Raw genomic sequence first — 12,002 nt, 5'->3', positions numbered from 1 at the left:
CGACGGAAGCGACGAGTGCCGCTCGCTGACTGTACCCCGATGGTCGTGGCCGACGCACAGTGTTATCAGATCGGATACCGGTGGCCGAAACTTTATTATATAGAATCCCAGTTGTGTGCTCGAATAAAGAATGTCTTCGATTAAAGATCTTCGTGGGACACTGTTCCGGCTGTACGAACACTACGTGGGCGAGCCGGACTCCTCGAAGGACGTCTACGGCTACTGGCTGTTCATCGTCGGTTACGTCGTCGGCGCGGCCGGCATCTTCACGTTCGTCGTCGGCTACGCGGGCGAGATCGACTCGCTGTTTCTGATCAGGGTTTCCGGCGTCACGGCGGCCGGCGGCCTCGCGGTCCTGCTATTCGGGATCGTCCTCATGCTCCCCGTTCGCAAACGAGGAATACAGGCGAGCGCGGTCGGACTGCTCGTCTCGCTGGTCGGCGTCGGTTCGTTCGGCGTCGTCTACCCGAGCGACTGGTACGGGTTCGGAAACGATTACAGCGTCGAGGTGACGGCCATCTACGCCGGCGGCGTCGCGATCATCGCGGGCGTCACCGCCCTCGTTCCGATCGTCACCGGCCAGAAGGGGAAGTACGTCTCCGAGGAGGGGGCCACCGACGACCCCGAGGTGCTCACCGGCGACGCCCTCGAGGGCGCCCAGTTCGCGGTCTTCCGGGACGAGAACGGCGACTGGCAGTGGCACGTGCTCCACCTCGAGGCGGTCGCCGCGAGCGAGGACAGTTCGCTAACCCGTCCCGAGGCAGAGGCGGGAATCGAGCGGGTCAAATCGAAGATCGGCTCGGCGGGGCTGCTCGAGCTGACGACCTCGGCGTTCCGGCTGTACGAGGGCCGCGACGGGGACTGGCAGTGGACGCTCGTTCGCGACGACGGCAGCGTCGTCGCAGCCTGTGCGGACGAGTTCGCCGAGCGCGACGGCGTCGAGCAGTCGGTGAGCTTCCTCAAGGACCGCGGCCCGACGGCCGACGTCATCGAGATCGACGGCGCCGCCTTCACCTACACCGAGCAGCGCGACAGCTGGCACTGGACGCTCCTCGACGACGACCGCACGCCGCTGGCCTCGAGCGAGGACGGCTACGCGAGCCAGAGTCGGGCCGAGGAGGCCGCGACGGCGTTCGCCGAGCGCTTCGATAGGAGCCGACTGCTCGCGATCGACCACATGGGCGTCGAACTCTACGAGCGCGGGGCGTCCGACTGGGCGTGGCGGTTCGTCGATCACGACGACGAGGTGCTCACCGAGAGCGCGGACGCCTTCGAGTCGCGCCGGGACGCCGAGTCGGCCGTCGAAGCGGTGCTCCCCGAACTCGAGGGGGCCTCGGTGACGGTCGCCGGCGAGCCGACCTACGAACTGTACGACGCGGGTGAGACGTGGCGCTGGCGACTGGTCGACTCGAACGAACACGTCGTCGCGCGGAGCCCGACGGGGATCGAACGCCACGACGAGGCCGCCGAAGGTGCGACCCAGTTTGGAGAGGCCGCCGCGGAGGCGACCGTCGTCGAGATCGAGGACGCCGAGTACGAGGTGTACCCCACGGACAATACCGTCGACGCCGGCGCCGAAACCGACGGTGAGAACGAGCCGGTTGCCGACTGGCACTGGCGGCTCGTCACCGACGACCGCGAGGTCGTCGCCGCGAGCACGGAGCCACACGCGGGCGCCGAGGCGGCCACCACGGCGATCGAGCGCGTTCGCGAGCAAGCGAGCGAGGCGGACCTCATCGAGTTCGAGAACGCCGCCTTCCAGGTGTACGAGGCCGACTCCGGCGAGTGGCGCTGGCGCCTGATCGACGAGGACGGCAACGTCCTCGCCGACAGCGGCGAGGAACACACCTCCCGGGGCGACGCCGCCGAGGCGATGATGACGCTCAAGGAGCAGGCCCCCGACGCCGAACTCCTCGAGATCGACACCGCCGCCTTCGAGATCTTCGTTGGCGAGGACGACCGCTGGGGCTGGCGGCTGATCGACGAAACCGGCGCCATGGTTGCGGAGGACCCCGCGACGCACCCGACGCGGGCCGCGGCCAAGTCGGCCATGGACCGGCTCCTCTCCCACCTCGGATCGGGCGTCCGGACGATGGAGGAGGCGATCTTCCAGCCCTACGCCGCGGGCGACTGGCACTGGCGGTTCGTCCTTCCGAACGGCGCAGTCGTCGCGGTGAGTGACGACTCTCACCCGACGCGAAACGAACTCGTCGAGAGCCTCGAGTCGGTCCGTCAGGCCGCGACGACCGCACGCAGCTACACGATCGGCGACGTGGCGGTGCAGGTGTACGGCGGCAGCGACTGGAGCTTCCGACTGCGCAACCGCGACCGCGAGGTGATCGCCGACGCGACCGTCTCCTACGACGATCGAGAGGCCGCGATCGACGCCGCACAGGGGCTCGGAGCCCACGCCGACGACGCGCCGGTGTTCTCGATCGAGGAGACGGCGATCCGCCTGCGCAACGACCGCGGCTGGCTCTGGGAGCTTATCGACGCCGACCGCGAGGTGATCGCGAGCGCCGTCGGCACCGAGACCGACCGGAAAGACGCGATTTCGGGCGTCGAGGACGTTCGTCGGCTCGCACCGATGGCCGGCCGCGTCGACTTCGACGTCGCCTCCTTCGAGCTGTTCACCGACGACGAGGGCCGCTGGCGCTGGCGGCTGCTCGACGAAACCGGCCGAACCGTCGCGACCAGCAGCGAGCCCTACGCCTCGAGCGAGGCCGCGACGGCCGCTCTCGAGGACGTCCGCGGGCTGATCGACGGCGCGAGCATCCTCGAGATCGACGGCGTCTCCTTCGAACTCCACGCCGCCGACGACGGCTGGGTGTGGCAGCTGGTCGACCAGCACGGCGTCACGATGTCCGAGAGCACCCGGACCTACGAGACGCGAACGGAGGCCCGGGAGGCGATGAACGCGGTCAAGGCCCACGCTCCCGACGGCTGGATCACGTTCACCGAATAGCGACGATCGGTTTCGAGCGGACTGCCGCGGGCTATCGATCGGCTTTTTTATCCGCGCAGAGGAGGATTCTCCCGTGAGCGACCACGATCACGAGACCGTTCCGGCGGCCGTCGACCACGAGGAGGAGATTCCGGAGGACCATCCGCGGTACCAGGACCTCCTCACCCGCCACCGGATCGAGGCGGGCGTCGAGAAGGGGATCACCCACCTCCAGGGGATGCACGCCGAGGGGCGGGGCAGCGCCTTCGACTACCTGCTCGGCGAGGAGACGATCCCCAGCGCAAACGAAGCCGAGCGGGCGGCCGCGGCACAGCTCCTGCTCGCCGACGATCCGGTGCTCTCGGTCAACGGCAACGTCGCTGCCCTCGTTCCCGGCGAGATCGTCGAACTCGCCGACGCCGTCGACGCCGACCTCGAGATCAACCTCTTCAACCGCACGCCCGAACGCCTCGAGGCCATCGCGGACCACCTCCGAGAACACGGTGCCGAGGAAGTCAGGGGACTCGAGGCCGATGCGCGGATTCCGGGCCTCGAGCACGAGCGCGCGAAGGTCGACGCCGCCGGTATTTACGAGGCGGACGTGGTGCTCGTCCCCCTGGAGGACGGCGACCGCGCCCAGGCACTGTCGGCGATGGGGAAGATCGAAATCGTGATCGACCTCAACCCGCTCTCGCGCTCGCCGCGGGCCGCCGACATTCCGATCGTCGACAACGTGATCCGGGCGGTGCCGACAATTGCGGCACACGCTCGAGAGCTGGCGGACGCAGACGAGGCCGAACTACGGGAGATTCTCGAGGGGTTCGACCGGGAGGCGGCGCTCGAGGACGCAGAGGAGCGGATTCGAACCGGCGGGCAGTAACGGAGTGAAAAGCCGTTTTTGTAGAGAGCCACCCCGACAGCCACAGTGAAGCCGACACTGTCCCGGATAGTTACGATAGTCCGTGAATGATACGAGTTGCCACGGTCCCAGCAACCCACATTCCGACCAAAAACGCCGCAGCAACCACGACGATTCCACTCGGCGCGCCCACGAACCATCCGAGGCCAATGGCAGTGAGCACCCCTACAAAAACCCAGTACGTAGCGTACATAACCGGGAGTCCGATTACAAGGACGGAACCGAAATATACCACACTGGAGACGGCGAGCGAGCGGCGACCGGAGGAGCGAGTGACCGACATCACAGCGGGAGTGTTCAGCCTAGAGTGTTCAGCCTAAGTACATAAATAGATACCATTCAACAGGAGCCGGTGGGGTCGTCTAATCCCTGGCCAAGAATCACCCGAGCCAAGTAACACTGTTTCAGAACCGATCCGTAATCCTTGGCGAGACGTTATCGCGTCCGTTTTCGCGCTCGAGGACGTGTGAGTCGTCCTCGCCGTCGACGAACGGCAGCCGATCCCGAAGCTCGAGTTCGAGTTCCTTCACCCGGTAATAGGAGACGGAGAGGTACTCGCTGAGTTGGCGCTCGAGGCCGTCGTCGACTTCGTACTCGAGGCCGTCGTCGAAGGGGGCGCCCTCGTACTCGGTGAGCCACTGGCGGGTCAGTTCGACGCCCTTCTCGGCGTCGTACCCCCTGGTGGCGTAGTGTCTGAGGGGGTGGCGGATCCACGAACACTCCCAGTGGGCGTAGACGTCGACGCAGTCCTCCCGGTCGGCCAGCGCGTGGAGGACGACGTGGACCTGGTAAGAGGCGAGCGGCGAGGGCCGCCAGACCCACGACCCCTCGGCGGTGTTGCCGTCCATCCGGACCTTGAGCGCGGCGATCGGGTTGCGGGTGAAGCCGAGCTGTTCGAGGGCGGCCTCGATCTCCTCTTCGGAGCAGTGTGCCGTCAACACGTACTCGTCTGCGGTCGTGTGGCTCACCGCGTAGCCGCCGAAGGTCCCGCGGAGGAGATAGTGGATCTGTGGATAGAAACTCCGTCGAACGGCGTTTATCGCGTCCTCTCTGTAACCCATGGGCGATAGCGACGCTACAACGCGACCACGTATGAGCGTTACTCGAGCGGTGAGATCGGCCGATTCGGCTCTGTGGTGAGCGCGAGGTGACGAGGAAAGCCCGCGACTCACGGGCTCAGCGGTTGAGCAACTTTGCGGGGAGCCACTTCTGGGCAGTCGGGCTGAACTCGGCGACCATCCGGGCGTCGTTCTCAGTGAACGCGTCGGTGGCGATCAGCGAGCCGACGTAGACGCTGAGGACGACCAGGGGAAGGACGGCCGCGGTGATCGTCGCCGAGTCGATGAGGTAGACGACCGGCACACCGGCGATCGTCGCGGGGATTCCGGAGAGAACGATCTTGCCGAAGTCGCGGGTGAACGGGTGGACCCGATCGACGTGATACAGTTCGGCGAGGGTGAGCAGGCCGACCAGCACCAGCGCCGTCGCGGAGCCGATCGCGGCGCCGTTGATGCCGAAGATCGGGACGAGCGCCATCGAGACGGCGAAGTTCGCGCCGAACAGGACGAGCGTGTTGACGAAGACGAGTCGCGAGTAACCCATCCCCTGGAGGAGCGTCCCGTCCGGACCGCCGAAGGTGACGTTGAACAGGAACGCGCCACAGAGGAGTGCGACGACCGCGCTCGCCTCGGTGTACTGTGGCGTGTACATGACCGAGAGGTACGCACTGGCACCCAGCGAGAGGACGATCGCGATCGGGAGCGTGATGCCGGCGATCCAGCGGGCGGCGACCCTGAACCGCTGTTTGACGAGTTCGGTGTCGTCGCGCGTTTCCGCGATCAGTGGTTTGAACACCGGCGCCAGCGAGTTGAAGATGATCATCAGCCCGGAGCCGAGCATGTAGCCGACGCGGTAGATGCCGACGTCGTCGGAGTCGAGGAAAAAACCGAGTACGAAATAGTCGACGTGGCCCATCAGCACGTAGACGACGCTGGTCATCGCCAGGGGAACCGAGTAGGTGAGCAGCGGCCCCGGCGAGACGAACTCCATCTTCACCGAGAGCAGCGACCAGGCTTTGTACGTAAAGAGGATCGAGCCGACGGTGATCGCGACGAAGAGACCGACGACGTAACCGGTGATGAGTCCGAGCAGCCCGAAGCCGGCCAGCAACATTCCGGCCGTGATCGAAAACCGGACGATCGGACGAACCAGATCGCGCATCACGACGCGATACTGGAGCTTCTTGATGCTGTAGTAGGAGGTGAGCAGGATGTTGTAGATCGCGAGCATGGGGATCGTCATGCTCAACAGCAACAGCGCGACCTGCAGCGACGGCTCCTGGAAGAAGTCGCTCACGTACGAGGCGCTGAACGCCAGCGCGAGCGCGACGAGGGACGACGTCACGAGCACCGTGGCGGTGACTTGGACGATCACCCCCTTCGCCTTCCCGCGTTCACCCTCGTCGAGATACTGCGGGACGAAGTAGTCGATCGCCAGCGGAAGGCCGAGGTTCGCGAACACCTGCATGAACAGGATCACCGACGTCGCGAGCACGAACAGCCCGTAGACGGAGGGGCTGACGAACCGCGTCATCAGCATCACGATGGCGAACCCGAAGGCACCGTTGATCACGTTCCCCACGAACGTGATACTGCCCTGTCTGGCCAGCGTGGAGACGCCTTCGTCGTGGTCTGTCATGGATCTGGGTTTCCTATCGGGGGGTCACTCGAGTTCGTCGCACCGCAGCGCTCGGCGGAGTCGGCACGCGGGTCGATGAGAACCGGCGTTTCACACGCTCGTCGCCGGCTCGAGTTCGTAGTCGGCCACCCTGGCGGCGCGCTCGCCGAAGTCCGGGAACTCGATCTCGAACTCCCACTCCTCGCCGGAGGTGACGTCCTGGACGTTCTCGATGACCGTGTCGAGTTCCTCGCCCTCCTCGTCGAGGAACGTCGCCCGGATCTCGACGTAGCTGACTTCCCGCTCGCCCTCGTTACGGACGACACCCCAGACGTAGACGCGCTCGTCTTCGGTCCCCGGATCGTCGCGAACGAGTTCGTCGTAGACGATCGCGAGGTTCTCGGGCTCGGTGAGTTCGATCTCGTCGCCGTTCTCCTCGAAGTAGTCGAGACAGCCCGGCGTGAGCACCGCGACCGCGAGGAACGCGCGTCGTTTCATTCTCTGGGGTGATTTCGCACGGACGACTATTGAGCGTTCGGGAGTCGAGACGGTCCGCGACGACACACGGGTACGTCGTCCGGCTCAGTGTTCCACCCTTCGGGTAGCCGACTATCTACTTTTTCATCGGGTACCGGAGCGCAGGACGAGCCCAGGGCTAACAACTAACTTCCCCGTCGTCTGTGTAGCAGTGCGATGAAGGGGGCCCCGCCGTCGACTTCGGCCGTTGCTTCACGCTCGCGTCTCTCCTCGTGAGCCGAGCGCTACCACCGCGGGGGCAGGCGGCCTCGGGTTCGCGGTAACGCTCGTATGCGCTCCGCTGACGGTTTCGGGACCCCTGGCCGCCCTGTTCGCACTCGAGCGCGGACTCCTCTCCGGCCCTCGCGCCCGTTGGTCTCTCCCTCGAGGTGGGTGCGAGCGAGTACGTCCTCCAAGGAGTCTGTGAGGGTGTCACGCCGACCGAACCTCGATATTGGCCGTGGTGGTCAGGCCGACAGCCGTCGCGACACCTTTTTCACTACCCACAGATATTACCCAGTTGTATGAGCGAGTTCGAACAGTTCAGCGAGGTCGGCGAAGCGGACGTCACACGAGCGATCGGGCAGGAGTGGACCGAGGAGTTCATGGACTTCTCGGATTCCGACGTGATCATCGTCGGCGGCGGCCCCTCGGGGCTCACCGCGGCGAAGGAACTCGCCGAGCGCGGCGTGAAGACGATGGTCGTCGAGAAGAACAACTACCTCGGCGGCGGCTTCTGGCTCGGCGGCTTCCTGATGAACAAGGTCACCGTTCGCAGCCCGGCCGAGCGGATTCTCGAGGACCTCGAGGTCGACTACAAGCGGTCCCAGGACAGCGAGGGACTGTACGTCGCCAACGGCCCCCACGCCTGTTCGGCGCTGATCAAAGCCGCCTGCGACGCGGGTGCGAAGATGCAGAACATGACCGAGTTCACGGACATCGTCATCCGCGAGGACCACCGCGTCTCGGGAATCGTGATGAACTGGACGCCGGTCCACGCGCTGCCCCGCGAGATCACCTGCGTCGACCCCATCGCCGTCGAGGCCGATCTGGTGATCGACGCCACCGGCCACGACGCGATGGCCATCACGAAACTCGACGAACGAGGCGTCTTAGATGCCCCCGGCATCGGTGCAGCGAAGGAGCGCGGTCAGGTCATGGACCAGACCGATTCGGAGTCCTACGGCGCCCCCGGCCACGACTCGCCCGGCCACGACTCGATGTGGGTCGGCAAGTCCGAGGACGCGATCGTCGAGCACACCGGTCTCGTCCACGAGGGCCTGATCGCGACCGGGATGTCCGTTGCGACGACCTACGGCCTGCCGCGCATGGGGCCGACCTTCGGTGCCATGCTCGTCTCCGGCAAGCGCGCCGCCCAGGTCGCCCTGGACGAGCTCGAGGTCGACGCCGATCCCGTCGAACTCACCTCGCGAGCCGCGCCGGCCGACGACTGAGCCGCCGGCACTTCACTCTCGTTTTCGCCGCCGATCACGCCGATCTGCCGAACGCGAACAGACAGGTCGGCATCGCCGCCGATTCCGGCGCACAGTGATCCGCGACGAGCCCGTCGTAGAACGTGAGCCCGGTCCCGCCGAGCGCCCGGTGGGCGAACGTCGCGAGGTAGAGCCGTCCGAGAGTGACGCCGGCTTCGAGCTGTGCTAACCGATACCCCCGATTTCCGAGCCGGTCGACGACCGCGTCGATATCGGCCAGCAGATAGACGTTGACGTGGGCGTCGCCCGCCCAGGACTGCTCGAGGGCGAGTTCGGTCTGCAGTTCGGAGTTCGCGTCGCCGGTGCGCTCGAGGGCCGCCCTCTCGTGGTCGTACCGGTAGGTGCCGTCCGGGACGCCCTCGACGTCCGTCGCCAGCACCACCACGTCGTTGTACGCGAGTCCACCCGCTTCGCCGCCGTTCCAGTCGCCGGGGATCCCGCGAAGCGCGCGATTGAGAACCGTGCCGACCTGACGGCGCGTCGGCCCCCGCTCCGCGAACTCCCGTCGCGAGCCCCGCCGGACGATCGTGTGGTGGAGCGGCCGAGCGGAGGCGGTTTCGTGGTCGACCGGCTCGAGTGCGATGCGCTCGCCCGACCCGGAGCCGCCGGCGCCAGCACCTGCCGCGAGCGCGTCGATCCCGCCGACCTCGAGACACCGTTCTCGCCACGCGGCCGCTTCGTCGCCGCTCTCGAGGGTGCTCCCCTCCCAGGCGTCGTGGATCGGCGGGTAATCGACCGGATCCGAAGAGAGCGGCGCCGTCTCGGGATCGATCGGGTCGACCGCTCGAGGTTCGGGAGCCGGCTCGCCGCCGCCCAGCGGGACGAGTGCGATCGGCGCCTCCTCGGTCGGGTCGATGCCGACGAGCCTCGAGACGGGATCGTCCGCAAAGCCGGCGACGACCTCCGCCCGGGTATCCAGCGCGTGGGCTGCGCCCAGGAGGTTCGCGAGAACCGTTCCCGCGTCCCAGAACGCGTGTCGGTACGTCCGCTCGCGGTACTTCCAGGCGTTTCGCCACCAGGTCGAGGTGGCGACGACCGTCACGGGTGCGTCGGCCATACCCGTTCCGCCGTCCTGCGCGTCAGATTCACCGACCGCTTCGGCGAGCACGCCCCGGTAGTCCCCCTGTCGGAGTACGTCCAGCGAGAACCGCCGCGGATCGAAGTGGTAAACCCCGGCCTCGAGTCCCTCGAGGTCGCCACAGACGGCGTAGCAATCGATGTGATACAGTTTGCCGGTGCAGGAGGCGGCCCGATACAGCACCTCCTGGCCGTCCCGCGTGGCGCGGCTGACGATCCCGCTCGCCTCGTAGAGCAGCGTGGCGAGCGTCCGCCGGCCGAGGTCGCCGGCGGACGGTTGTGCGGTGTCAGTCAGCGGGTCGGCGACCGACTCCGCGATCACCGAGAGTGCCGGCTGCACCGGTGGTCGGACATCCCCGAGCGGCTCCACGGGAAGACCCCGATAGCGCTTGTACGGGCGCGGTTTGTTCTCGTAGTCGAGCGACGACCCCTGCAGCCGGTCCGGCTCGTGATTCGTCCGCTCGTGGTACTCGCGAGCGTCTCCCATGGAATGAGGGGCGAGCAGAGGCTACAAAAATCTCCGGGACGCGGCTACCGTTCCGGGCTCAGACCCTGCCAGTAGCGCATCACCGCCTCCGGACAGTTCTCGTCAGGGGTCGCGGCACGCCGACCCGCTTTGTACAGTTCGTGGCCGCTGCTCGTCAGCGGGAGCGGGATATCGTTCTCGCGGGCGACCTCGAGGGCGTACCCCAGGTCCTTGTGCCAGATTCCCAGCCCGCCCATCCCGTACCTGTCGGTCGCGTACTCGTCCTCGAGGTAGCGCTCGGAGACGTCCATGCCGAGAAACTCGTTCAGCAGCGCCGGAGCGACGCCCGTCTCGCGGGCGAACGCGACGACCTCCGCGTCGACCGCCGACCTGAGCGCGTACCGGATCTGTAACGCGAGTTTGAACCGCCGGCCCGCACCGACGGGACCGATCCGCCGGTGGTCCGTCGAGAGGACGTCGAGCAGCGGCTCGGCGCGTTCGTACCCGCGTTCGGTCGCGCCGATACACATGAGCGTTCCCTCGCGCGGTGCGCCGCGGGTGAGCGGCGCCGCGACGTACGTTACGCCCGTCTCGTCGCATCGCTCGGCGCACCGAACCCCCGTCTCGGGGTGAGTCGTCGTCGCGTCGACGATCAACTCGCCCTCGAACGTCTCGAGGAACGACCCCTCGAGCAGGAGCGCCTCGACTTCCGGCGACCCCGGCAGCGCGAGGACCACCGCGTCGGCCCGCTCGGCGACGTCGGCCGCCGACGCCGCCGGTTCCGCGCCGCGATTCGCCGCAACCTCCTGGCGCGAGCGGTCGATATCGTACGCGACGGTCTCGTACCCCGCGTCGGTCAGCGACTCCGCGAACAGGGCGCCGATCCGTCCGACGCCGATCAGTCCGATCGTTTTCATACCGCTCGAGTGCGACGCGGGTTCGGAATAGTGTACCGCTCGCTCCCGGTCGCCGGAAGCCACACCGTTTTCGCCCCGCGTCGGAAAGGCCCACCCATGACAGTCGTCGTAACCGGTGCGACCGGCGGCGCCGGCAGCCGGATCGTCGAGGACCTCGCGAGCGATCACGAGGTCGTCGGCGTCGACCTCGAGCGCCCGCCGAACCCTCGCGCGTCCGATGCAACGTTTCTCGAGGCCGATCTAACCGACCAGGGCCGGGCCTGGGAGGCGATCCAGACGGCGGATCCCGACGCGGTGGTTCACTTCGCGGCGATCCCCCGGCCCGGAGTCGCGACCGACGCCGAGACCTTCCTGACGAACGTCTCGAGCGCCTACCACGTCCTCGAGGCCGCGGGCCGGGCCGACGCGGACGTGGTCTGGGCCTCGAGCGAGAGCATCTACGGCTCGGTGTTCGCCGCCGAACCGTGGCTCCCCGACTATCTCCCGGTCGACGAGGCTCACCCGCGGCGGCCCGAAGACCCCCACGCGACCTCCAAACTCGTCGGCGAGGACCTCGCGGCGATGGCAGTCCGCAAACACGGGGTCTCGGTGACCTCGATCCGCCCGTCGTGGATCACCTACCCCGGCGAGCAGCGCACCGCCGCGGCCCGCGAGCGCTTCGATCCAGAGACCGCCGAGAAGAACGGTAACTTCTGGACCTACGTGGACGTACGCGACGTGGTCTCGATGGTTCGGTCCGCCCTCGAGGCGGACCGCGACGGCCATGACGTCTACCTAGCGGCCGCCGCGGAGAACTTTCTCGACCGCCCCACTACGGAGGTGATCGAGGCGGTGTTCGGCGAGTTACCCGAGGAGTGTGCGCTCGAGGGCGACGAGTCGGCGTTCACCACCGCAAAAGCCCGCGCGGAACTGGGTTGGGAGCCGGCGCACTCCTGGCGAGAGGCGGGACTCGAGGAGTCGCGCGAGCCGGCGTTTCTGCGCTCCGACGAATGAA

General features: G+C 67.0%; 9 protein-coding genes. 4 read left to right on the top strand and 5 right to left on the bottom strand.

All coding sequences use genetic code 11. The features are described from left to right. Positions 1 to 130 precede the first annotated feature (130 nt). Both AC6I6S_RS12400 and AC6I6S_RS12395 read left to right on the top strand, forming a co-directional pair. Complete coding sequence (locus AC6I6S_RS12400) at positions 131 to 2,965, top strand: DUF1508 domain-containing protein (protein WP_497950499.1); 2,835 nt, start codon at positions 131 to 133, stop codon at positions 2,963 to 2,965. Between the two features lie 73 nt (positions 2,966 to 3,038). Next, a complete protein-coding gene (locus AC6I6S_RS12395; RefSeq protein ID WP_497950497.1) occupies positions 3,039 to 3,824 on the top strand; it encodes a 4-phosphopantoate--beta-alanine ligase in 786 nt (261 codons plus the stop codon). A gap of 443 nt (positions 3,825 to 4,267) precedes the next feature. Here the strand turns inward: AC6I6S_RS12395 and AC6I6S_RS12390 are convergent, their stop codons facing one another. From AC6I6S_RS12390 to AC6I6S_RS12380, 3 genes are all read right to left on the bottom strand, one after another. After that, entirely contained in the window at positions 4,268 to 4,924 is a 657-nt protein-coding gene (locus AC6I6S_RS12390) for a hypothetical protein (RefSeq protein ID WP_497950495.1), read from the bottom strand. A gap of 115 nt (positions 4,925 to 5,039) precedes the next feature. Next, positions 5,040 to 6,560 (bottom strand): flippase, encoded by a 1,521-nt coding sequence (locus AC6I6S_RS12385; protein ID WP_497950494.1) that lies wholly within the window; start codon positions 6,558 to 6,560, stop codon positions 5,040 to 5,042. Positions 6,561 to 6,650: 90 nt separating this feature from the next. After that, positions 6,651 to 7,037, bottom strand: a complete 387-nt coding sequence (locus AC6I6S_RS12380; protein WP_497950492.1) for an FxLYD domain-containing protein — start codon at positions 7,035 to 7,037, stop codon at positions 6,651 to 6,653. A gap of 542 nt (positions 7,038 to 7,579) precedes the next feature. Between AC6I6S_RS12380 and AC6I6S_RS12375 the strand changes: the two genes are divergently transcribed. After that, positions 7,580 to 8,509 carry a sulfide-dependent adenosine diphosphate thiazole synthase gene (locus tag AC6I6S_RS12375; protein WP_497950490.1) on the top strand — a complete coding sequence of 310 codons (930 nt, stop codon included), beginning with the start codon at positions 7,580 to 7,582 and terminating at the stop codon, positions 8,507 to 8,509. Positions 8,510 to 8,543: 34 nt separating this feature from the next. Here the strand turns inward: AC6I6S_RS12375 and AC6I6S_RS12370 are convergent, their stop codons facing one another. Together AC6I6S_RS12370 and AC6I6S_RS12365 are read right to left on the bottom strand one after the other, a co-directional pair. Next, positions 8,544 to 10,112 (bottom strand): SagB family peptide dehydrogenase, encoded by a 1,569-nt coding sequence (locus AC6I6S_RS12370; protein ID WP_497950488.1) that lies wholly within the window; start codon positions 10,110 to 10,112, stop codon positions 8,544 to 8,546. Between the two features lie 44 nt (positions 10,113 to 10,156). Beyond that, positions 10,157 to 11,071 carry an NAD(P)-dependent oxidoreductase gene (locus AC6I6S_RS12365; protein WP_497950486.1) on the bottom strand — a complete coding sequence of 305 codons (915 nt, stop codon included), beginning with the start codon at positions 11,069 to 11,071 and terminating at the stop codon, positions 10,157 to 10,159. A gap of 33 nt (positions 11,072 to 11,104) precedes the next feature. Between AC6I6S_RS12365 and AC6I6S_RS12360 the strand changes: the two genes are divergently transcribed. Next, a complete protein-coding gene (locus tag AC6I6S_RS12360; protein WP_497950484.1) occupies positions 11,105 to 12,001 on the top strand; it encodes an NAD-dependent epimerase/dehydratase family protein in 897 nt (298 codons plus the stop codon). Position 12,002: the final 1 nt, after the last annotated feature.

This window comes from Natrononativus sp. DTA114, from assembly GCF_059736515.1.
Note: the sequence above shows the minus strand (reverse complement) of the source record. Positions and strands in the feature narration are given on the sequence as shown.

Bases quoted from the DNA above. Each gene is read 5' to 3' on its own strand.
- AC6I6S_RS12375 (WP_497950490.1), top strand. From the start codon at position 7,580: ATGAGCGAGTTCGAACAGTTCAGCGAGGTCGGCGAAGCGGACGTCACA.
- AC6I6S_RS12360 (WP_497950484.1), top strand. From the start codon at position 11,105: ATGACAGTCGTCGTAACCGGTGCGACCGGCGGCGCCGGCAGCCGGATC.
- AC6I6S_RS12385 (WP_497950494.1), bottom strand. From the start codon at position 6,560: ATGACAGACCACGACGAAGGCGTCTCCACGCTGGCCAGACAGGGCAGT.
- AC6I6S_RS12400 (WP_497950499.1), top strand. From the start codon at position 131: ATGTCTTCGATTAAAGATCTTCGTGGGACACTGTTCCGGCTGTACGAA.
- AC6I6S_RS12380 (WP_497950492.1), bottom strand. From the start codon at position 7,037: ATGAAACGACGCGCGTTCCTCGCGGTCGCGGTGCTCACGCCGGGCTGT.
- AC6I6S_RS12370 (WP_497950488.1), bottom strand. From the start codon at position 10,112: ATGGGAGACGCTCGCGAGTACCACGAGCGGACGAATCACGAGCCGGAC.
- AC6I6S_RS12390 (WP_497950495.1), bottom strand. From the start codon at position 4,924: ATGGGTTACAGAGAGGACGCGATAAACGCCGTTCGACGGAGTTTCTAT.